The sequence below is a fragment of the Corynebacterium lactis RW2-5 genome, assembly GCF_001274895.1.
Taxonomy (GTDB): Bacteria; Actinomycetota; Actinomycetes; order Mycobacteriales; family Mycobacteriaceae; genus Corynebacterium; species Corynebacterium lactis.
Map to the genome: position 1 here is coordinate 1,901,517 of NZ_CP006841.1, position 20,679 is coordinate 1,922,195.

The 20,679-nt window shown below is 61.6% G+C and carries 19 protein-coding genes and 1 tRNA gene; 11 read left to right on the plus strand and 9 right to left on the minus strand.

All coding sequences use genetic code 11. The features are described 5' to 3' along the window. Window positions 1-105: 105 nt before the first annotated feature. The 4 genes from CLAC_RS08270 (at window position 106) to uriH (ending at window position 4,240) form a co-directional block, all read left to right on the plus strand. The gene (locus tag CLAC_RS08270; protein WP_053412504.1) at window positions 106-864 is read left to right on the plus strand and encodes a sensor histidine kinase; all 759 of its coding nucleotides are present in this window, start codon (window positions 106-108) and stop codon (window positions 862-864) included. Beyond that, window positions 861-1,550 carry a response regulator transcription factor gene (locus CLAC_RS08275; RefSeq protein ID WP_053412505.1) on the plus strand — a complete coding sequence of 230 codons (690 nt, stop codon included), beginning with the start codon at window positions 861-863 and terminating at the stop codon, window positions 1,548-1,550. The genes CLAC_RS08270 and CLAC_RS08275 overlap by 4 nt, the downstream gene beginning before the upstream one ends. Window positions 1,551-1,686: 136 nt before the next feature. Continuing rightward, entirely contained in the window at window positions 1,687-3,207 is a 1,521-nt protein-coding gene (gene exaC, locus CLAC_RS08280) for an acetaldehyde dehydrogenase ExaC (protein ID WP_053412506.1), read from the plus strand. A 64-nt stretch (window positions 3,208-3,271) separates the two neighbouring features. Further along, on the plus strand, window positions 3,272-4,240 hold the full coding sequence (uriH, locus tag CLAC_RS08285; protein WP_053412507.1) for a uridine-preferring nucleoside hydrolase UriH: 969 nt from the start codon (window positions 3,272-3,274) through the stop codon (window positions 4,238-4,240). On the opposite strand, the gene CLAC_RS08290 is transcribed toward uriH, so the two are convergent. Together CLAC_RS08290 and CLAC_RS08295 are read right to left on the minus strand one after the other, a co-directional pair. Further along, on the minus strand, window positions 4,237-4,674 hold the full coding sequence (locus CLAC_RS08290; protein ID WP_053412508.1) for a hypothetical protein: 438 nt from the start codon (window positions 4,672-4,674) through the stop codon (window positions 4,237-4,239). The genes uriH and CLAC_RS08290 overlap by 4 nt on opposite strands. Window positions 4,675-4,886: 212 nt before the next feature. Next, window positions 4,887-4,958 (minus strand) — tRNA-Asn (locus CLAC_RS08295). Between the two features lie 329 nt (window positions 4,959-5,287). On the opposite strand from CLAC_RS08295, the gene CLAC_RS08300 reads away from it, so the two are divergent. From CLAC_RS08300 to CLAC_RS08310, 3 genes are all read left to right on the plus strand, one after another. Continuing rightward, entirely contained in the window at window positions 5,288-5,806 is a 519-nt protein-coding gene (locus CLAC_RS08300) for a hypothetical protein (protein ID WP_053412509.1), read from the plus strand. A 193-nt stretch (window positions 5,807-5,999) separates the two neighbouring features. Next, the gene (locus CLAC_RS08305; protein ID WP_053412510.1) at window positions 6,000-7,145 is read left to right on the plus strand and encodes an S-(hydroxymethyl)mycothiol dehydrogenase; all 1,146 of its coding nucleotides are present in this window, start codon (window positions 6,000-6,002) and stop codon (window positions 7,143-7,145) included. After that, entirely contained in the window at window positions 7,145-7,774 is a 630-nt protein-coding gene (locus CLAC_RS08310; RefSeq protein ID WP_053412511.1) for an MBL fold metallo-hydrolase, read from the plus strand. The genes CLAC_RS08305 and CLAC_RS08310 overlap by 1 nt, the downstream gene beginning before the upstream one ends. 17 nt (window positions 7,775-7,791) lie before the next feature. Here the strand turns inward: CLAC_RS08310 and dnaG are convergent, their stop codons facing one another. Beyond that, complete coding sequence (gene dnaG, locus CLAC_RS08315; protein ID WP_053412512.1) at window positions 7,792-9,714, minus strand: DNA primase; 1,923 nt, start codon at window positions 9,712-9,714, stop codon at window positions 7,792-7,794. Between the two features lie 51 nt (window positions 9,715-9,765). Here dnaG and CLAC_RS08320 point away from each other — a divergent pair, with 51 nt between their 5' ends. Further along, on the plus strand, window positions 9,766-10,221 hold the full coding sequence (locus tag CLAC_RS08320; protein ID WP_053412513.1) for a guanyl-specific ribonuclease: 456 nt from the start codon (window positions 9,766-9,768) through the stop codon (window positions 10,219-10,221). A gap of 12 nt (window positions 10,222-10,233) precedes the next feature. Here the strand turns inward: CLAC_RS08320 and CLAC_RS08325 are convergent, their stop codons facing one another. Beyond that, a complete protein-coding gene (locus tag CLAC_RS08325; protein ID WP_053412514.1) occupies window positions 10,234-11,526 on the minus strand; it encodes a deoxyguanosinetriphosphate triphosphohydrolase in 1,293 nt (430 codons plus the stop codon). Between the two features lie 29 nt (window positions 11,527-11,555). On the opposite strand from CLAC_RS08325, the gene CLAC_RS08330 reads away from it, so the two are divergent. After that, complete coding sequence (locus CLAC_RS08330) at window positions 11,556-13,541, plus strand: TPM domain-containing protein (protein ID WP_245621843.1); 1,986 nt, start codon at window positions 11,556-11,558, stop codon at window positions 13,539-13,541. A gap of 195 nt (window positions 13,542-13,736) precedes the next feature. Further along, on the plus strand, window positions 13,737-15,119 hold the full coding sequence (locus CLAC_RS08335; protein ID WP_211255351.1) for an HNH endonuclease signature motif containing protein: 1,383 nt from the start codon (window positions 13,737-13,739) through the stop codon (window positions 15,117-15,119). 430 nt (window positions 15,120-15,549) lie between these two features. Here CLAC_RS08335 and CLAC_RS08345 read toward each other — a convergent pair whose 3' ends face one another. Further along, window positions 15,550-16,119, minus strand: a complete 570-nt coding sequence (locus tag CLAC_RS08345; protein WP_053412517.1) for a hypothetical protein — start codon at window positions 16,117-16,119, stop codon at window positions 15,550-15,552. Next, complete coding sequence (locus tag CLAC_RS08350) at window positions 16,119-17,504, minus strand: glycine--tRNA ligase (RefSeq protein WP_053412518.1); 1,386 nt, start codon at window positions 17,502-17,504, stop codon at window positions 16,119-16,121. Before CLAC_RS08350 ends, CLAC_RS08345 begins: the two co-directional genes overlap by 1 nt. A gap of 210 nt (window positions 17,505-17,714) precedes the next feature. On the opposite strand from CLAC_RS08350, the gene CLAC_RS08355 reads away from it, so the two are divergent. Further along, window positions 17,715-18,230, plus strand: a complete 516-nt coding sequence (locus CLAC_RS08355; protein WP_053412519.1) for a Fur family transcriptional regulator — start codon at window positions 17,715-17,717, stop codon at window positions 18,228-18,230. On the opposite strand, the gene CLAC_RS08360 is transcribed toward CLAC_RS08355, so the two are convergent. The 3 genes from CLAC_RS08360 to era are packed head-to-tail and all read right to left on the minus strand — an operon-like array spanning window position 18,227 to window position 20,664. Continuing rightward, window positions 18,227-18,958 (minus strand): isoprenyl transferase, encoded by a 732-nt coding sequence (locus tag CLAC_RS08360; RefSeq protein ID WP_053412520.1) that lies wholly within the window; start codon window positions 18,956-18,958, stop codon window positions 18,227-18,229. The two genes, CLAC_RS08355 and CLAC_RS08360, sit on opposite strands and share 4 nt — an antisense overlap. Window positions 18,959-18,977: 19 nt before the next feature. After that, entirely contained in the window at window positions 18,978-19,724 is a 747-nt protein-coding gene (gene recO / locus CLAC_RS08365) for a DNA repair protein RecO (protein ID WP_053412521.1), read from the minus strand. Window positions 19,725-19,740: 16 nt separating this feature from the next. Continuing rightward, the gene (era, locus tag CLAC_RS08370) at window positions 19,741-20,664 is read right to left on the minus strand and encodes a GTPase Era (protein WP_053413365.1); all 924 of its coding nucleotides are present in this window, start codon (window positions 20,662-20,664) and stop codon (window positions 19,741-19,743) included. Between the last annotated feature and the right edge of the window lie 15 nt (window positions 20,665-20,679).

Consider the following 20,679-nt stretch of genomic DNA (forward strand, 5'->3'; position numbering starts at 1 on the left):
TACACAGTGCCCACTACCTTCTCGTAGTAGTGCTAGGTCTACCATTGTGCCCGGTCTGTGAGTACAGACCTTGGAACTGTAATCCATTTCGTATCATTGGCAACTATGGGGTTGAGAGAATTCATTGGAACCGTCTTTGGAGACGGCGCGCCCCCGCCTACCACGTCTAACGAAGAGAAGGCCGCCGCGCGCATCGCCGAACTCACTGCTTCCCGACGCACAATTGCCGACGCATTTGAAATCGAGAGGCGCAGGATTGAAAATGATCTGCACGACGGGGCTCAACAGTACATTGTCGCCGCATCGATGAAGCTGGGAATGGCCGAGCTCGAGGCCATGGCCACCGACAACGAAGAACTGATGGGGCTGCTTGCGGAGACTCGCAAGCACCTTGACGACGGTCTTAGGGCCCTGCGCCGAACCGTCCACGGCATCCACCCCCAGGTACTGCGGGACCGCGGACTTCAGGCCGCGGTGGAAGAGATTGCCGAGGGCTACGGGCCGCACGTAGTGGTGCATGTGCCCTACCCGCTCCCGGACCTGGGCGAGAGTGTCCTGGCCTCCGGTTACTTCTTCTGCGCGGAAATCCTGACCAACGCGGCTAAGTACGCGCCCGGAGCCCCGGTCTCCGTCCTACTCACAGCCGACCAGACCCTGAACATATCCATCACGGATCAGGGCCCGGGCGGCGTAGTCATGGGAAACGGATTGAAAGGTATGAAGGAGCGGCTGGCAACCTTTGATGGCGAGATGACAATACACTCACCTCAGGGTGGCCCCACACAGGTTAGGGCGAAAATCCCCTTGATGCTGAATCGTGGTGATTCAGGAATCGGCGAAACCACGGAGGATGAAGGTAGATGAAGATTGTAATTGCCGACGACTCAGCGCTCCTTCGCGAGGGCGTCGCCGGCCTCGTCGAGAAGCGAGGCCACGAGGTCATCTCCAAAGTCGATTCCGCGAACGGTCTCGTCGCGGATATCGATGACCGCTTTGACGACACCGGTGAACTTCCAGACCTAGTCATCACCGATGTGCGTATGCCTCCGAAGATGACCGACGATGGGCTGCGCGCTGCAGTCGAGCTGCGCGATAGGTACCCGAACTTAAATGTCATGGTGCTTTCTCAGTACGTCGCCCCCGCATACGCCAGAGAACTTTTCTCCCCCACCGCGCCCGGCACAGCGGCCGGCGCTGGCGGCACCGGCTACCTACTCAAGGACCGCGTTGGCCAAGTCATTGATTTCCTCGGCTCCCTGGATGTGGTCGCAGGAGGCGGAGTAGTCATCGACCCAGATGTTGCCACTGCTCTGATGCAGTCGGGCAAGTCCGGCCTGGCCAGCCTGACCGCCCGCGAGCGTGAGGTCCTCGAGCTGATGGCGCGAGGCAAGTCGAACAAGCAGATCGCCGAAGACCTTTTCCTCTCCGGAGCCGCCGTAGCAAAGCACGTCTCCAATATCTTCATGAAGCTACATCTGGAGCCCGGGGAGGAAAACCGCCGCGTGCGCGCAATCCTGGAATTTCTGACGGCGACCTCGGGACAGATTTAAAGCAAGGTAGTTTATTAGGTCAGTAGCGTTGACGTGCGTCGTAAAGCAATGGAAAAATAACTGTTGATAGTGGTGCAAGTCACAATCTAAAGTGGGCTCACACGTTTGTTGTTACCCACCGAAAGGACTTGTCGCCATGACCGTCTACGCAAACCCCGGCACCCCCGATGCGATTTTCACGTACAAGGAGCAGTACGAAAACTTCATCGATGGCAAGTGGATCGCCCCGGTAGACGGGCAGTACATGGACAACCCCACCCCAATTACAGGCGAGGTTTTCTGCCGAGTTCCACGCTCGAATGAAAAGGATATTGAGCTCGCGCTTGATGCTGCACACCGCGCAAAGGACTCCTGGGCCAAGGTCTCGGCAGCCGAGCGCGCACTGATTCTTCACCGCATCGCGGATAGGCTCGAGGAAAATCTCGAGAAAATCGCAGTCGCTGAAACCTGGGAGAATGGTAAGGCCATCCGCGAAACCCTCGCCGCTGACATCCCGCTCGCAATCGACCACTTCCGCTACTTCGCCGGCGCAACCCGCACACAGGAGGGGCGCATCTCGCAGATTGACGACAACACGGTCGCCTACCACTTCCACGAACCGCTCGGCGTCGTCGGCCAGATCATCCCGTGGAACTTCCCCATCCTGATGGCCGCGTGGAAGATCGCCCCGGCGCTCGCCGCCGGCAATTGCATCGTACTCAAGCCCGCAGAGCAGACGCCTGCGTCGATTCTCATGCTCACCGAGATCATCGCCGACCTGCTTCCCGACGGCGTCCTCAACATCGTCAATGGCCTCGGCAGTGAGGCCGGTGCTGCGCTGACCGCAAGCGACCGGATTGCCAAGATTGCGTTCACTGGATCGACTGCCGTGGGCCAGCTGATCCACAAGGCGGTGTCCGACAAGATTATCCCGATCACGCTGGAGCTTGGCGGTAAGTCCCCGTCTATCTTCTTCCCCGATGTCATGGATGCCGACGACGCGTTCCGTGAAAAGTGCATCGAGGGCCTGGCCATGTTCGCGCTGAACCAGGGCGAGGTCTGCACCTGCCCGTCGCGCGCCCTGGTCCACGAGGACATCGCTGACGAGTTCCTACAGCTCGCGGTCGAGCGCGTGAAGCAGATTAAGACTGGCAACCCGCTGGATACGTCCGTGCAGATGGGCGCCCAGGCTTCCCAGGAGCAGCTGGACAAGATCTCCGGTTACTTGGAGTCCGGCCCGAAGGAGGGCGCGGAGGTGCTCACCGGTGGCAACGTCGCCAAGCTCGATGGATTGGAGGGCGGCTACTTCGTGGAGCCGACCATCTTCAAGGGCGATAACTCGATGCGCTTCTTCCAGGAGGAAATCTTCGGCCCGGTCCTGGCCGTGACGACCTTCAAGACCCTGGACGAGGCTTTGGAGATTGCCAACGACACCATCTATGGCCTCGGCGCCGGCGTGTGGAGCCGCAACCAAAACAACGCTTACCGCGCTGCCCGTGGCATCCAGGCAGGCCGCGTGTGGGTGAATAACTACCACAACTACCCTGCTCACGCAGCCTTCGGAGGCTACAAGCAGTCCGGTATCGGCCGCGAGAACCATCTGATGATGCTCGAGCATTACCAGGAGACCAAGTGCATGCTCGTCTCCTACGACGAGCGCCCGACTGGTCTGTTCTAAAAATCTATAACCTTGGGGCTAGGCGATTTTTCGAACACACCCCACTTCCGAAAAGGAGTCGACAATGGCCTTAGCCCCAACGACCTCATCCCCATCTAAACGCAAGATTATCCTTGACTGCGATCCCGGCCACGACGACGCAGTCGCGATGATCCTCGCGGCCGGAAACCCCAACATTGAGTTACTGGGAGTGACCACAATCGGCGGAAACCATACCCTGCCAAAGGTCACCCGCAATGCGCAGATTGTATCCACGATTTGCGGCATTGAGGCACCGATTCACGCGGGTTGTTCCCGTCCACTGGTTCGCGAGGTCACAATCGCGGAGGGCATCCACGGCGATACAGGCATGGAGATTCACGGCTACGACCTGCCCGACCCGGCAGTCGAAGTCCAGGATATGCACGCCGTCGACTTCATCATCAAAACCGTGATGGAGGCCGAACCGAATACGGTCACGCTGGTTCCGACCGGCCCGCTGACCAACATCGCGATGGCCGTCCGCAAGGAGCCGCGCCTGGCCGAGCGTGTGAAGGAAGTCGTCCTGATGGGCGGCGGCTACCACACCGGCAACTGGTCCGCGGTGGCCGAGTTCAACATCAAGGTCGACCCGGAGGCCGCGCACATCGTTTTCAACGAGCCCTGGAAGGTCACGATGGTCGGCCTCGATCTAACGCACCAGGCTCTTGCGACTCCCGACGTGGAAGCCAAGGTCAAGGCCATTGGCTCCAGCCCCGCTGACTTCGTGGTCGGCCTATTTGGCGCTTTCCGCAAGAACTACAAGGACGCCCAGGGCTTCGACAATCCGCCGGTTCACGATCCTTGTGCCGTCGCCTACTTGATCGACCCGACCGTGATGACCACCGTAAAAGCCCCCGTCGACGTCGAGCTGAACGGGGCACTCACCACGGGCATGACCGTCGCGGACTTCCGAGCCCCAGCGCCTGCCGACTGTCACACGCAGGTCGCCGTGAAGCTCGACGCGGACAAGTTCTGGTCCCTCGTCATCGACGCGGTCAAGGCCGTCAGCTAGGCCTGACCTTCCCTCTTCGCTTGCCGACGCCACCTACGCACCCGGTTAATCATGGCGCTGGAGGCCCATCCGCCGAGGAAAAGAAGCGGAATAAAGAAGAACACGACATAGGCGACGGCCAGGCCATCCTGGCCGTCTGGCGGTGTCGTGAGGAGCAGAAATGCCAAGTCACCGAGCGCGGCAATTCCCGCTCCAGTGGCGGCTGCGACAATGCTGCGCGCGCTAGCCATTTCCCGGGCCGAAGCACTATCGCCGACGAAAACTGCTATTACTCCGACCAGCACTACTGAGACCAGCATGGACACAATCCACGACGCAATTCCTTCGTCGTAGGCGAGATTGGGCTCCGGCAAGATGAGCCCGCCCAGAACGCTCCACGCGACCGCGGCGAAGAAGGACACCAACAATGGGCGGGTTATCTCGTCGAGCCTCATACTCCCAGGCTACGTGAGATGACCGTTTACCCGGCCACCTCGGCTGTTCTAAAGTAATGAACCAGTGCTACGGTCGCTCGGCAGTAGAGTAGGGGCGAAGTCTACACGACCCCACGTTTTGAGTAACCTGCAATTCTTTAATGGTTATTGTCTTCTTTGCGCCTGGAGACATGAAAAACCAGGTCAGAAAACTTCCTGACCTGGTCTGTTTGCTCCTCCAGCTGGACTCGAACCAGCAACCCTTCGATTAACAGTCGAATGCTCTGCCATTGAGCTATGGAGGAATGCCCACTTGCTTGGAAGAATTAATCTCTCCCTTGCAACGAACAGTTACTTTACCCAGAGGTTCAAAAAGTACCAAATCCCCTGCTAATCGAGTGTTTTTAACAAGAATCATACTCCCACCATCTCTGCCCTACCATCTAGACAAAGAGGGTTAGGGGATTTCAGTACTCCATCCCCTCGAGAAGCAAGCGGAACTTAAAAGAACTTGGAGAACTAATCCGACAGCAACAACAAGATTGTAGATTGGGATTACAACAGCGCTTGCCCCCCAACAGCCCATTTGAGTAGCACTCAAAGCCTCTCCGCCCCCCCCTAATTGGAACGATCAATGAGCATCGCAAACGCTGCATCGACCTTTTACACAGCAGCCACCAAAGCGTGGCTAATTTCAGCCGGCGCTATCTTGATACTCGAAATCGCCAGGCCCTTCTCTGGAGATGGCTGTACCTTTAATTTGCTTATTCTCTTTATTACGCTGGCCCTGTTTTACTACGCCGCTTGTCGCGCACCTCACCTGTTTACCTCTGAGACACGGCCGAAAACTCACTTTATTGGTGGATTAGTGTGTCTCACAGCATGGTCTGTTACGTTTGCCGCCCTTAATACGCTGTCATCTCTGATTGCACTGAAGCGGGACCTCTTTTACCTCGGCACCGACCCGTTCTTTGTCACAGATATCAGCCCCGGCGCAGCCCCCTACACCAGCGTCACCCCGTTTGTTGCAAGCATGGAATCATCCAATCTCGCGCTCACTTTCGCGGTCCATTTAACATGCCTTGCGGCCATAGCCGCTCTCGGTCTCTTCCTGGGCACTTTCCAGGCATCGAAGTCGCCGCACCGATTCTAGATGTTTTCATTCTCCTGGCACCCCTAGCCCTCATCGCCACCGTCGGGGCCATTTCGCTGAGCAATACAGTTGAGCCCCACGAAAGAAAGGTTAGACAAAGCTAGCCTTGGCAAACCAGATCCTTCGGCCCCATAGAATTATTGAAAAACATTCCCAATATGCGCCTGAGCTGCGTATTCCCTACCATGAAAATATGGTTGAACAAGCAACAAATTCGGAAACTGCTCGCGTAGTACGCGGTGTTATCTCCCGCGAGAAAGGCGCTCCGGTAGAGCTGGCCGAAATCCATATTCCCTCCCCCGGCCCGAACGATGTCATCGTGGACATCCAGGCCTGCGGCGTCTGCCACACCGACCTGGCCTACCGCGACGGCGACATCACCGACGAGTACCCGTTCCTCCTGGGCCACGAGGCCGCCGGCGTGGTCGCCGAGGTCGGCGAGGAGGTCACCCACGTTGCCGTCGGCGATTTCGTAGTTCTCAACTGGCGCGCTGTCTGCGGCGAATGCCGCGCCTGCAAACGCGGTGAGCCGCAGTACTGCTTCAACACCCACAACGCCTCCAAGCCAATGACGCTTGCCGACGGCACCGTCCTAACCCCCGCTCTCGGAATCGGTGCCTTCGCTGAAGCCACCCTGGTCCACGAGGGCCAGTGCACGAAGGTCGATCCGGATGCGGACCCGGCCGTCGCGGGGCTGCTCGGCTGCGGCGTCATGGCTGGCATCGGCGCCGCCATCAACACCGGCGGTATTAAACGCGGAGAATCCGTGGCCGTCATCGGCTGCGGCGGTGTCGGAACCGCTGCAATTGCCGGCGCTAAGCTGGCCGGTGCCAGCACCATCATCGCCATCGATGTCTCGGATGAAAAGCTGGCGACAGCCCGGGAGTTCGGCGCGACCGAGACGATTAATTCCAAGGACCTGGCTGCCGCCGACGCCACTAAAGGCGACGACGATCCCGTCGTAAAGCGCGTGCGGGAGCTGACCGGCGGTTTCGGTGCGGACGTGGTGATTGACGCGGTGGGCCGCCCGGAGACGTACGTGCAGGCGTTCTACGCGCGTGACCTCGCCGGACGCGCGGTTCTGGTGGGCGTGCCCAGCCCGACGATGAAGCTGGACATCCCGCTGCTGGACGTCTTCGGGCGCGGCGGTGCGTTGAAGTCGTCCTGGTACGGCGACTGCCTGCCGGAGCGCGACTTCCCGATGTTGGTCGACCTGTCCCTACAGAAGCGACTGCCGCTGGAGGATTTCGTCTCCGAGCGCATCGGCATCGACGAGGTGGAGCAGGCCTTCGACACGATGAAGGCCGGCAAGGTTCTGCGTTCGGTGGTGACCCTGTAATGTGTGAACTTCGCGTAGACCACGTGGTCACCTCGGGCACATTCTCCCTCGACGGAGGCACCTGGGACGTGGACAACAACGTGTGGGTGCTGGGCGACGACCGCGAGGTCATCGTCATCGACGCCGCGCACGAGGCCCAGCCGATCATCGACGCGGTGGCGGGCCGCAAGGTCAAGGCAATCGTGTGCTCGCACGCGCACAATGACCACATCACCGTCGCCCCGGAGCTGCAGGAGAAGCTGGACGCTCCCCTGCTGGTCCACCCGGGTGATCAGATGCTGTGGGAGCAGACCTGGCCGGATCTGGGCCACGAGGACCTCGCCCATGGCCAACGTCTCGAGATTGCGGGCACGGAGGTCGTTGTGATTAACACACCTGGCCACTCCCCCGGCTCCTGCTGCCTCTATGTCCCCGAGGCCGCGGAGCTCTTCTCGGGCGACACGCTGTTCTCGGGCGGGCCCGGCGCGACTGGGCGGTCCTTCTCGGACTTCGACACGATCATCGATTCCATCCGTGACAACCTGCTCACACTTCCCGCCGAGACCATCGTGCGAACAGGCCACGGAGACCACACAACTATCGGTCGCGAGGCCCCTCACCTGGAGGAATGGATCCGCCGCGGGTACTAGCCTGGTTTCCCGCCCGATTACTCGAAAACGACCTTGACCGCCTCCGCCTGCAGTTCGCGGCGGTACTCCTCCATTGCCAGCAGATCCGCGAACAGCGTGCGGTAGGCGGTTTCGTCATCCGAGGGCCGCATCCGCGACAGCATCGCCTTTAGCTGCGCGATTTGGTCACCGACCCACACCTCCTGCAGGCGCGCCAGAATCGCCTGCGAATAGGCCCGCATGTCCTCGGGGTCCACCTCGATAGGCTCAACGCCGAGCTCCGTCACCAGCCGCTTTACGACGTCGTCTCCCGCGTTTTCCATAATCACTGCGGCCCAGCCGTGGACGTTGCTCGCCGCGGGACCGCAGACGCCGCCGGCGGCAACCACTGCGTCGAATACCGCGCGGTAGGTCGGGTGCCCGAACGTTTCCGGAGCAAGGGCGTCGAATACTGGCCCGGTTGTCGCGGGCTCCTGGACCGCCAGCTTTAGGGCCTCGCGCTGGGCGTGCAGCACCGGGTCCTTGGGGTTCGGGTATGGCAGCGTGGGGGTTCCGCGGCGCTGCTCGGCGGCGCGGGCCTGCTCTTCGGCGGCGCGGCGCTGGAACGGCTTGCGCTGCTCCTTCTTCGGGCGCGCGGCCTCCTCACGGACGCGGGCGACCAGTTCCGCCTCGTCGGCCCACCCGACCCACCCGGCGACCTCGCGGGCGTATTCGTCCCGAAGGGATGTGTCCTTCAGCTGCGCCAGCACCGGCACGACGCGGCGCAGGCCAGAAACCCGGCCGTTGGCGGTCGTGACATCGTAGTCGCGCAGCAGAGTGCGCAGGACGAAGTCAATGAGTGGGCGCCGAGATGCGACCAACTCGCGGACAGCAGCCTCGCCTTTTTGCATGCGTAGGTCGCAGGGGTCCATCCCGTCCGGCGCCACCGCGACGTAAGACTGCCCGGTGAAGTTCTGCTCTCCCTCAAACGCACGCATCGCCGCCTTTTGGCCGGCCTCGTCGGCATCGAAGGTGTAAATCAGCTCGCCGCGGAAGAAGCTGTCATCGAGCATCAGCCTGCGCAGAAGCTGCAGGTGTTCCTCACCGAAAGCTGTGCCACAGGAGGCGACGGCCGTCGTCACGCCCGAGGCGTGCATGGCCATCACGTCGGTGTAGCCCTCGACGATGACGGCTTGATGGCCTGCGGCGATGTCCTTCTTCGCCAGGTCGAGGCCGAAGAGCACCTTCGACTTCTTGTAGAGCATGGTCTCGGGCGTGTTCATGTACTTACCGAGGTTGTCGTCCTCGTAGAGCTTTCGGGCACCGAAACCGATAACGTCGCCGCCCATGTTGCGGATCGGCCACATCAGGCGTCGGTGGAAACGGTCGATGGGCCCCATGCGCCCCATCTTCGATAGCCCGGCCTTGTCGAGCTCCTCGAAAGAAAAGCCCAGGCGCTGCAGGTGCTTGGTCAGTTTGTCCCATCCGGCCGGAGAGTAACCACAGCCGAACTGTTTCATGTGCTCGGCGGTGAAGCCGCGGTTTTCCAAAAACTCCCGTGCCGGGGCGGCGTCCGGCGTGGAGAATTGCGCCACGTAGAACTTCTGCGCCTCGCGGTTGGCGGCGATGAGGCGCTGGCGGGTGCCCGGCTCTTCGCGCCGCCCAGTGCCGCCGCCCTCATAGTTGATGTGGTAGCCAATCTTCTCGGCGCAAGCCTCGACGGCCTCGGGGAAGGACAGGTGTTCCATCTCCATCAGGAAGCTGAAGACGTCGCCGCCCTTACCCGTGGAAAAGCAGTGGTAGTAGCCATGATTGGGACGCACATGGAAGGACGGTGTGCGCTCGTCCTTGAACGGGGAAAGACCTTTAAGGGAATCCGCGCCGCCTGGCTTTAGCTGCACGTACTCCCCGACAATCTCCTCAATAGGAGTGCGCTCGCGGATCGCCGCGATATCGCTGTCTGGAATTCTTCCCCGTGCCATGAAATCAACCTTACCGAAGCGCGCAAGTCGGAATATGAGAAGATAACGTCCATGGCAGAGTGGAAAAAGATTGGCGGCGGGATTGCTGCGGCAGTGCTGGTCATTGCAGGTGGTTACTTCGGGATTGACGGTGGCGGTGACTCGCCTAAGCCGACTAAGCCCAGCAAGCCCGCACAGAAAGACTCCACTCAGCAGTCCGCCAACGGGGAAACTTGCTCGGTAGGGTCCCTGCCCAAAGAGGCGGATCAGGTCATCAATCGCATCCTGACCGACCAGGACCACCTCTACTCGCAGCATGATGGCAAGCACTTCGGCAACTACGAGGGCGTACTGCCGAAAAAGAACAGCGACTACTACCGCGAGTACACGGTGAAAACTCCGGGCAAGTCCAACCGAGGTGCCCGCCGCATCGTCGTCGGCGGCGGATCAGAAAATGACCCCGACGTCTGGTACTACACGGACGACCACTACGAGAGCTTCTGCGTCATTCCCGATGCCGAGGACTAGCTACGTGCATCACTAACCCCACGCCGCCGAAACACCGGCGATCTGGTGATCCAGCCTCTGCACTCGAGATTCCGTCATCGACGCCAGCTGGTCCACGATGACGCGCAGGCGCGCCGCGTCGCTATCCGCACGGGTGTACATCCACTGGAACATCGGGTCCAGGGCGCCCGGCGCGCCCTCCTGCAGATACTCGGCCACGCGAAAGAGCCTGTCGCGCTCGCGATCCTGCCTGCGCAGGTGACGAGGCAGGTCCATCACGTAGAGCACCGCAATCGTCTTCAGCATGGTTACCTCCGCCAAGATGGACGCAGGGACGGCGAGGTCGGCGTCGTAACGCCCGAGCGGTAGCGAGGAACCCGAGGCGGCGCGGGTGCCAGCGACGGAGGCGGTGACGAAGCGCCCCACCAGCTCAGAGGTCATGCGTTTCAGCGCGACCAGCGATTGCAGGGAGCCGTCGTAGGACGCCGCGGCGGAGACCACCGGGAGGCTGGCGAGGCGCCCTGCGGCTTCGACGAGCTCGCCGGGGTCACCTCCGAAGGCCGCGGCGCCCTTGTCGGCGAGCGCGGCCAGCTCGACGGTATCCCACAAAACACCCAGGTCGATGCGTCCGGAGACGATGCCATCCTCGACATCGTGGACGGAGTAGGCCACGTCGTCGGACCAGTCCATGATTTGTGCCTCCAGGCACTGCCGCCCGAAAGGCGCGCCCTGGCGGATCCACTGCAAAATCGCTGCATCCTCGGCGTAGGCGCCGTACTTGTGGCGAACCTGACCGTCCGGGCCAACCGGCGTCCACGGGTACTTGCAGGCCGCATCCAGGGCTGCGCGGGTCAGGTTTAGGCCGCAGGGCTCGCCGGTTCCGTCGAGGACCTTCGGCTCGAGGCGGGTGAGGATTCGCAGGGTCTGGGCGTTGCCCTCGAAACCGCCACAGCCAGCGGCGATCTCGTCCAGCGCGCGCTCGCCGTTGTGCCCGTAAGGGGGGTGACCGATATCGTGGGTAAGCCCGGCCAGCTCAGCTAGGTCCTGGTCGGCGCCGAGTTCCGCCGCAATCCCCCGGGCAATCTGCGCCACCTCCAGCGAATGGGTCAGGCGGGTGCGGGGCGTATCCCCCTCGTGCGGGCCGACGACCTGAGTCTTGTCGGCAAGCCGACGCAGCGCCGCCGAATGCAGGACTCGGGCACGGTCGCGGGAAAACGCCGCCCGGTGCTTCTCCATCGACTCGACCCCGGGAAGCAGAGACCGTTTAGGAGCCTCTTGAACAATCCGGTCGAGCTCAAACGAAGAATAGGAAAACGTACCAGCCACGGTATTTATTGTTACGTATCCTTGGGGTTATGTCTGACAGGAATCGCGTGTTTCGCCCTCTTAGCTTGGTAGCAGCCGGAGTTTTGGTGGGGCTCAGCTCGCCTCTTGCCACTGCACTGGCGACCACCTCGCCGCTAATCTCCCCTACTGTCGCCCATGCGGAGCCAGTATCGGCCGTGTCAGGTGACGTCGCGGATTTAGCAGATGTGCTCACCCCTGAGCAGGAGCAGGACATCGCGCAGAAGATTCGCCAGCTCAAGCAGGACAAGCGCATCGTTTTCTCGGTCGCCTACATCAAGTCCTTCGACGGTACCGAGCCGAAGGAGTGGGCGCACCAGCTCTGGAAGCGCAATGGGGCAGCCGAAAACCGCGGCGTAATCGCGATTGCCGTCGAGGACCGCAACCTGGGCGCCTGGGCCGGCTCTTCGGTCAGCGGCGACTCCGATTCGATTAACCTGGCCGCTCAGGAACCTCTTTTCGATGACAACTGGTACGAAGCCGGTCTCGCCGCCGTGGAAGCGGCCGGCGGTCGGGTCTCCGGCAGCTCCGAGGCTGGCGGCTGGGCCCTTGGCGCCGGTGTCGGTGGCGCTGCCGTCGTCGGCGGTGGAGCCTGGGCTTTAAGTCACAGGGGCAAAAAGAAGCGCGCCGCGCAGGAGGTCGAACGCGGGCGCACCATCGCCCCGACCGATGTCGCTTCTCTAGATTCGCTGTCCACCGGCGCGCTCGACGAGCTCGCCCACGAGGAAATCGTCAGCACCGACGAGTCGATCCGCAAGGGGCAGACGGAGCTCGAGCTCGCCCGCGCAGAGTTCGGCCCGGACCGCGTTCGCCCCTTCGACCAGGCCCTCGCCCACTCCCGCAAGACTCTCGAGCGCGCCTTCGCCCTGCGCCAACAGCTTGACGACGGCTCGGTCGCCGACGAAACCGAGCGCCGCAGCATCATGCTGGAAATCGTCTCCACGTGCGGAAAGGCCGATGACGAGCTGGATGGGCAGGCGGAAAATTTCCAGAAGCTGCGCGAGGAATTGATCAACGCAGACCAAACCCTGGCGAAGCTCACACAGCGCCAGGTGGAGATTCGCACCCGAATTCCGCGCGCCGAGCAGATTCTCGGCGAGCTGAAAAATCGCTACGACGATGCGATCCTTGTCTCCGTCGCCGACAATGTCGAAATGGCCAACGAGCATCTTAATCAGTCCGAGCAGTCCCTGGAACGGGCACGTGAGCTCGTCGCTCTTCCCGCCGGGCAGCAGGCCGGGCTGATCGATGCCCTCTCCGCCACGGACCTGGCGCTGACTCAGGCCGATCGTCTCCTTGCCTCCATCGAGCACGCCGAATCCGATATCGCTCAGGCAAACGCCGGCCTTGATGCTCTCATCGCCGAGGTTCGCGGCGAGATCGACGAGGCCACTAATCTCCTCTCCGCGCCGTCGGGCGCAGAAATCGATCGCGCTCGCCTGAATGCCGCCATCGAGGCGGGCCGCGAAGCCCTCGGTGTCGCCGAGAACAAGTCCGGGACCGATCCCCTCTCCTGTTGGACCGCACTTACCGACGCCGACGATGCCCTCGACGAAGCCCTTGATTCCGCACGTGACAAGGCCGCCTCGTTTGCGCGCGCTACCGCCACTTTGCGCAATAGCATGCGCGATGCGGAGAACTATCTTCATGCGGCTGCGGACCTTATCGATACGCGTCGTCGAGTGGTGGGAGCTAAGGCGCGCGCCCGCCTGTCGGAAGCACAGCGGGCCTATGATCTTGCAGCTGCGGAAGCGGAGCGGGATCCACGACGCGCGCTGACCTTCGCCCGGCGAGCTCGCAAGCTTGCCGCAGAGGCCGCTGACCTGGCCCGTCGCGATATCGAACGCTACGACAGCCAGCGGCGCGGTGGTGGCGGAGGCAACTCCGGTGCGATGATTGCCGGCATGGTCCTGGGTAGCATGCTCAATAACAGCGGCGGCTTCGGCGGCGGCTTCGGTGGGGGATCCGGAGGAAACGGCAGCTCGATGGGGTTTTAGTCTGCGCCACTGCCCTGCCCGGCCCTATTTTTCGGTAGATTACGAAACTTTTCGAAGATTCCGTTCGACTACCCATTGCATATAGATTCGAACGCGAGTACGATTAGTTTCATCAGCTAGATTGAGCCGCTGATACAGAATCGGTAGCAACCCACGGGATAGACATACGGCACAGACATTCAGGGGGATTGGCTCATGGGGGATACAGTCGAGGCCTACTGGGCCCACCAACAACCAGACGACCCACTTTCGCAAAAAATTCGAGCCTCTAATCGTGCTCTACTCGAGCTCATTGAGGCCTGTTGCCCGAACGAGGACGACGATGTCGAATATCACGCAGCAGGATTGAGCATTCGCCTCGGCCTGAGCCGAGGCAAGGTCATGCAACTATGTGAAATAGGCTTGATGCTCCGTCGAATGCCCCGCATTTCCGAAATTGCACGTGACACGGCTATCCTTGGCCTACCCCACCTGGGCATTATCGCCAACGGAACCTTCGCTATCGCCGATGAGCAGATTGAGGCGGTAGAGAATGAAGTGGTCGAGCTACTCACTCCGACACGGGCGAGGCAAGCCATGGTTGGCCCACGCACTCTCACCAACAAAATCGGCGATATCGTCGCAGAATACGATGACCGCGCACGCGGCGACGGCACTGTCCCGCAAGTTACCACCGCCGAATCGGTCACGGTCACCGAGCTGCCGGGAGGAAAATACTCCCAGATTGTCGCGACTCTCCGCAGCGATCGCTCACGGTTAATCAAGCTGGCTCTGGATGCTGCCGTTCATACGCTTAACAAGAAAGCGCTCGACGACGAGAAGAGTGAAGCCCCTGGCGAAAATGCGGAAGCTGAAGAAGCCACCAGTGGCAAGAATTCAAAGCGCGCGACACTCTCCGACGCACTTGTAGCGCTAGTCTCCCAGCAAACGACAGCCGAGGTAGTTCTCAACATCTACCGCACGCCGGGCTCGGACGATGCCTGGTTGGACGGTGCCGGCTGGTTGGGAGCGCTTGCTACAGAGGAATGGATGCGCGAGGTTACGCACGTCCGCATGTCTGGGGATAGCAGCACTGAAGGGTACCGCCCGACCGACGCCCAGGCCGCCCGCGTACGTGGACGCGACGGCACGTGCCGCTTCCCCGGCTGCGAAACCCCGGCTCACCAGTGCGACCTGGACCATATCCAGCCCTACGATCACGAGTCGCCGGAAGGCGGAGGACCAACCGATACCCAAAATCTCCACTGTCTGTGTCGTCGTCACCACAACTTGAAGACTCACCGACTCTACGACGTAACAGCATTCTCCGACGGAACAGAACTTTGGACCTCCGCGGATGGAAGCGCCACCGCCACGAGCGTTCCCTCGGGGCCGATGGCCGGATTCGGCCGCCAGACGTTCAGCCAACGCTTGACCAGAAAGACCAAGGCCAGGCAGAAGAACTATATCGATTGGCTGCTCTCATTTTCCGTGTCCACAATATTCGTAGGGGACGATGAAGCCAACGGAGACAATGAATCAGAGTCCCCGGAGCAAATAAGCGAAGAGGAAGCCGGCGACACGGGCAAATCACGCTAAATCCGTACGCTCCGGCGCCCATCCACTGCGGCGACTGCTAGGGCCACGGCGATGATCCAGTCCGAGGTACCGTCCCGCGCTACTGTGCTGTCCGAATAGACCTCAAAATCTGATTCGCGCGGGCCAGCTTGGCAATCGCAGCGCACTATTCGCGCGACCTCCACTCCGGGTTGTCGCATGGCAAACACGGAGCGAATCCCCCTGCCTTGCCTCGGAAGTAGAAACGCACGCCCGGAATTAACGTCGGTGAGGATCAGCACGGCGGTCGACAACCTCTTTGTCTTCACCTTCCACTGCGTACCGGAAGGAGACTGCAACCAAAATGCGCCGAAGGCCCCATCGCGCTGGCTCCAACCATGCGATAGGGCCCGAGTACTACCCTCAGCAGCATCAGTATCGGCGCTGTAGACAGCACCATCGGAAATAGTCGCTACACAATCCACGCCCAAATCATATACGCGATCAGGGCGATGAGACAGACCGTCAGAATCCAGGTGGACGACACCATCCGGGATTCCAGCACGCGACGAGCACTGTAGACGAGGAACACCTTCTCCTCCTCCGGAAGAGCGCGTCCCTCGTCGGTGTCGAACTGCACCTCTGCATGGCGCACGCCCCGCGAGGCCCCTGTGAACTGACCCCACTTCTCGCCGCTGGCGGCATTCTCGATAACGTAGTTCGTCGAACCCTCGCAGACGAGCTTCGCCTCATGGCTGCCGCCGCCAAAGGTCACCGAGAGCTGCTTCGCCCGAGAAATTTTGTCGCGGTCGGAGGCCGTGGTCGTGAACACGCGGCCGTCGGGAAGCGTGGCGGAGATGCGGTGATCAGCGGAGGCATCGACGACCCACTCGCCCTCCGCGGTGAGGAGGCGGTCGCCCTGCTCATCGCGGATGTACGAGCCAATCTCCTCGCCTTCCTTGAGGATGGGCCAGGTCTGCTCCTTGTGATAGTGCTTGCCCTCACCGAGGCTGTACGACTGCCAGGTCACTTCCTCGGTCATTAGCAGCCCACCAGGCGAGCGGCGAGGTAGCCCTCGAGCTCGTCAATTTTGACGCGCTCCTGAGCCATGGTGTCGCGATCGCGGACGGTCACGGCGTCGTCTTCGAGGGTATCGAAGTCGACGGTGACACAGAACGGGGTGCCAATCTCGTCCTGGCGGCGGTAACGGCGACCGATAGCTCCGGAGGTGTCGTAGTCGATGGCCCAGTGCTTGCGCAGGCGGTCGGCGACGGCCTCCGCGGTCGGGGTCAGCGTGTCCTTCTTGGACAGCGGCAGGACTGCGACCTTAATCGGAGACAGGCGCGGATCCAGCTTCAGGACGGTACGGGTGTCGGTGCCGCCCTTGGCGTTCGGAACCTCCTCCTCCGTGTAGGCATCGCAGAGGAAGGCCATCATGGCGCGGGTCAGGCCGAAGGACGGCTCGATGACGTACGGAACGTACTTCTCGCCGGAGACCTGATCGTGGTAGCGCAAGTCCTCCTTGGAGTGCTCGATGTGGCAGCCCAGGTCGTAGTCGGTGCGGTTAGCGACACCCATAAGCTCGCCCCACTCGTTTCCGGTGAAGCCGAAGCGGTACTCGAAGTCGATGGTGCCCGCGGAGTAGTGCGCACGCTCTTCCTCCGGAACATCAAACTGGCGCATGTTCTCCGGGTTTACGCCCAGGTCGATGAACCAATCCCAGCAGGCGTCGACCCACTCCTTGAACTTCTCATCCGCCATCTCCGGGGGAACGAAGTACTCAATCTCCATCTGCTCGAACTCGCGAGTACGGAAGATGAAGTTGCCCGGGGTGATCTCGTTGCGGAATGCCTTACCAGTCTGGCCGATTCCGAAGGGAGGCTTCATGCGGGCGGTGGTCATGACGTTCTTGAAGTTGACGAAGATGCCCTGGGCGGTCTCCGGGCGCATGTAGTGCAGGCCCTGCTCGTTATCTACCGGCCCAAGGTAGGTCTTCATCAGGCCCGAGAACATCTGCGGCTCGGTCCAGTTGCCCGGCTGGCCGGTCTCCGGATCGGGAACGTCGGCCAGGCCGTTTTCCGGCTTGTGGCCGTGCTTCGCCTCGTAGGCCTCGATCAGGTGGTCGGCACGGTAGCGCTTGTGAGTGTGCAGGGACTCCACCAGCGGATCAGTGAAGGTCGCGACGTGGCCGGAGGCCTCCCAGACCTGGCGCGGCAGAATGATGGACGAATCCAGGCCGACGACATCCTTGCGGCCGGTGACGAAGGTCTTCCACCACTGGCGCTTGATGTTTTCCTTCAGCTCCACGCCCAGGGGACCGTAATCCCAGGCCGAGCGGGTACCGCCGTAAATCTCACCACACGGGTAGACGAATCCCCTGCGCTTACACAGGTTGGCGACGGTATCGACAACAGACTTAGGTGCCACGGCCTAGACAACTCCTTATTGAATCCAAATCGGACACGCGCGAATCGAACGCGACGAGAAAAGCGAAAACGAACCAGGGCCGAGCCGCACGCTTCGAGCCGAGTGCCCCTACGGGCACCAACTCGAAACCTTGTTACGGCTCAGCCAGTTAAAAATGTCCCCTACACTGTAGCGCATCTTTTTGAACGGATTCCGGGTAGTGTCGGTGTCATGGTTGGAGGACATAAGCACGACACAGCAGCTGACGCGGGCGCACACACCGACGCACGAGCTGAAGCAGGGGTCGATTCGGGCCATGAGCACGCCCCTAGCGCTAAAAAGGTAGGCCAGCGCATCGGCCAGCGCAGCACTCGGCAGCGCCGAGCCGTGGTGGAGATCATGCGCGATGCGCAGAACTTCCGGTCCGCAGCTGATATCCATCGAGCGCTCACGGAGCGCGGGGAGAAGGTCGGTCTCACAACCGTGTACCGCACCCTGCAGTCCTTGGCCGAGATTAAGGCCGTCGACGTGCTCCACCAGAACAACGGTGAAGCGCTATACCGCTTGTGCGGAGACCACCACCATCACCACCTGGTCTGCACCGACTGCGGCGAGACCGTCGAGGTCACCGGCGGCCCAGTCGAGGAGTGGGCTCATAACCTCGCTGAAAAGCACGGCTTTAGCCTAACCGGCCACTCGGCCGAAGTCTTTGGGCTGTGCGGCAACTGCCAGCACTCTAAGGATTAAGCCTTACCAAAGCGCCGATCCCGCTTGGCGTACTCGACCACAGCGGCCCGCATATCCTCGCGGCCGAAATCTGGGAAGAGCTTGTTCTGGTAGACCATCTCGGCGTACGCGGACTGCCAAATCAGGAAGTTCGAGGTCCGTTGCTCGCCAGAGGGCCGCAGGAACAAATCCACATCCGGCATTGATGGCTCGTCCAGGAATTGGCTAAAGGTCTTCTCGGATAGGTCGTATTCGCTCAGCTCGCCCGCTGCCGCCCGGCGCGCAATCTCCTTCGCGGCATCAACAATTTCCGCGCGGCCGCCGTAGTTGACGCACATGTACAGAGTGAGAGCGTCATTGTCCTGGGTCTGTTCCTCGGCGATCTCGAGTTCCTTAATCACCGTCCGCCACAGGCGCGGCCTGCGCCCGGCCCAGCGCACCCGCACGTTTTTCGAGTCCAACTCGTCACGACGCCTGCGCAGTACATCCCGGTTAAAGCCCATCAGGAAGCGAACCTCATCCGTCGAACGCCGCCAATTCTCGGTCGAAAAGGCGTAGGCGGACAGGTGCGTGACCCCCATTTCCAAGCACGCGTCGACGCACTCCATGAGCACCGCTTCTCCCCTCTTGTGCCCCTCGGTGCGCTTCATCCCCCTTTGCTCGGCCCACCGGCCGTTTCCGTCCATCACGAGGGCGATGTGATTGGGTACAAACTGCTGGGGCACGGGAGGATTCAACACGCCTCCCATTGTGCCCTATTCCTCCCCGTCACTCCCAGAACGCGTCGACATATTCCAGCGCGCGCACCCTCCGCCCCAGGTGGTGCTGGAGGTGCTTTGCCGTCAGGATTCTCGCCTGCGCAGCCATCGCTTCAAATCCGCTTGCCGACGTATCCACGGTCTCCAACGCTCCATGCGCAAGAAGCCACATCAGGTGCAGCACCTCGGTCGGCGGGGTGTCCGCACCCGGCGGCCTGCAGTTGGTGCAGACTGCCCCACCGAGTTCCGTCGAGAATGCGTGATGAGGCCCCGCCTTGCCACAGCCAGAGCAATCGAAAAGGCTGGGCTGCCAGCCGGCCTGCCCCATAGCCTGAAGGATGTAGGCCACCAAAATCAGATCCGGCCGATGCCGCCCGACGGCCAAAGACTCCAAGGTCGTGGCTGTCAGGTCCCACAGCTCCGGCGCCGGAATCTGCTCCTCACCAATGATTCTCTCCGCCACCTCTAGCGCCGCGCAGGCGCAGGTGTAACGGGCGTAATCGTCGACAAGCGGAGCTGCCCATGTGCGAACGGTGTCCGCGCCCGCGATGGTGGACAGCCCTCGGTGCGGGTAGATGTTGACATCAATATCGACGAAGGGCGCCAGGCGTGAGCCGAAGCGGCTCTTTGCCCGGCGGACCCCCTTGGCGACACCGCGCACGATGCCGTGGTCGCGGGTGAAAAGGACGATGATGCGATCGGCCTCTCCGAGGTCGTAGCGGCGTACGACCAGGGCTCGGTCCCGATACGGCTCCACAGTGGGTCTTGACCTCCTAGAAGCCCAGGCGACCCAGCGACTTTGGGTCAGACTGCCAGTCCTTGAGCACCTTGATGCGCAGGTCCAGGTAGACGTTCTGGCCGAGCAGGGCGATGAGCTCCTTGCGGGCCTTGTGAATCGTGGTGCCCATGCGACGGCCGTCGCGGCCCATGAGGATTGTCTTCTGGCCCGGGCGCTCGACATAGATCACGGCGTGAACGTCGAGGACACCCTCGCGGTCCTCGTTCGGCAGGACCTCGTCAATCTGGACTGCGACCGAGTGTGGCAGCTCATCGCGCAGGCCGCCTAGTGCGGCCTCGCGAATCAGCTCGGCCATGCGGGTGTCGCGGTCCTCGTCGGTGACGTGGCCTGTGGGGTACAGTCGCGGGCCTTCTGGCAGCAGGGAACCCATGACCTCGACAAGCGTGTTGATGTTCTCGCCCGACACCGATGACATCGGCACCAGCTCCGCGTCCGGACCGAGCAGCTCCTGGAGCTCGATCAGACGCTCAATGATGGTGTCGCGGGAGACCTTGTCCGTCTTGGACACGATGCCCATGATGTTTTTGCACTGCTTGGACACGTTCTCGTAGATCCAGCGATCGCCAGGACCCAGCTTCTCGTCCGCCGGAATGACCAGCGCCACCAGGTCGACGTCCGAATAAGTCTCGTGGACCATGTCATTCAGGCGCTCTCCGAGCAGAGTGCGTGGCTTGTGCAAGCCGGGGGTGTCTACCACCACGATCTGGCAGTTGTCCCGGTGGACGACGCCGCGCACCGGGTGGCGTGTGGTCTCCGGCTGGTTAGCGGTGATCGCAATCTTCTCCCCCACCAGCGCGTTCGTCAGCGTCGACTTGCCGGTGTTCGGCCGTCCCACAATGGAGACGAACCCCGAGCGGAAGCCCTCGGGGGCAGAGTAATCGTCGGCCTCGCCGCCCATTCCGGCGGCCGACAG

Excerpts from the sequence above, each read along its gene's own strand:
- dnaG (WP_053412512.1), bottom strand. The coding sequence starts at position 9,714 with ATGGCACGGGGAAGAATTCCAGACAGCGATATCGCGGCGATCCGCGAG.
- CLAC_RS08355 (WP_053412519.1), top strand. The coding sequence starts at position 17,715 with ATGGTTGGAGGACATAAGCACGACACAGCAGCTGACGCGGGCGCACAC.
- CLAC_RS08290 (WP_053412508.1), bottom strand. The coding sequence starts at position 4,674 with ATGAGGCTCGACGAGATAACCCGCCCATTGTTGGTGTCCTTCTTCGCC.
- CLAC_RS08330 (WP_245621843.1), top strand. The coding sequence starts at position 11,556 with ATGTCTGACAGGAATCGCGTGTTTCGCCCTCTTAGCTTGGTAGCAGCC.
- CLAC_RS08345 (WP_053412517.1), bottom strand. The coding sequence starts at position 16,119 with ATGACCGAGGAAGTGACCTGGCAGTCGTACAGCCTCGGTGAGGGCAAG.
- exaC (WP_053412506.1), top strand. The coding sequence starts at position 1,687 with ATGACCGTCTACGCAAACCCCGGCACCCCCGATGCGATTTTCACGTAC.
- CLAC_RS08300 (WP_053412509.1), top strand. The coding sequence starts at position 5,288 with ATGAGCATCGCAAACGCTGCATCGACCTTTTACACAGCAGCCACCAAA.
- CLAC_RS08305 (WP_053412510.1), top strand. The coding sequence starts at position 6,000 with ATGGTTGAACAAGCAACAAATTCGGAAACTGCTCGCGTAGTACGCGGT.
- CLAC_RS08320 (WP_053412513.1), top strand. The coding sequence starts at position 9,766 with ATGGCAGAGTGGAAAAAGATTGGCGGCGGGATTGCTGCGGCAGTGCTG.
- CLAC_RS08310 (WP_053412511.1), top strand. The coding sequence starts at position 7,145 with ATGTGTGAACTTCGCGTAGACCACGTGGTCACCTCGGGCACATTCTCC.
- CLAC_RS08270 (WP_053412504.1), top strand. The coding sequence starts at position 106 with ATGGGGTTGAGAGAATTCATTGGAACCGTCTTTGGAGACGGCGCGCCC.
- CLAC_RS08360 (WP_053412520.1), bottom strand. The coding sequence starts at position 18,958 with ATGGGAGGCGTGTTGAATCCTCCCGTGCCCCAGCAGTTTGTACCCAAT.
- era (WP_053413365.1), bottom strand. The coding sequence starts at position 20,664 with ATGGGCGGCGAGGCCGACGATTACTCTGCCCCCGAGGGCTTCCGCTCG.
- CLAC_RS08275 (WP_053412505.1), top strand. The coding sequence starts at position 861 with ATGAAGATTGTAATTGCCGACGACTCAGCGCTCCTTCGCGAGGGCGTC.
- uriH (WP_053412507.1), top strand. The coding sequence starts at position 3,272 with ATGGCCTTAGCCCCAACGACCTCATCCCCATCTAAACGCAAGATTATC.
- CLAC_RS08335 (WP_211255351.1), top strand. The coding sequence starts at position 13,737 with ATGGGGGATACAGTCGAGGCCTACTGGGCCCACCAACAACCAGACGAC.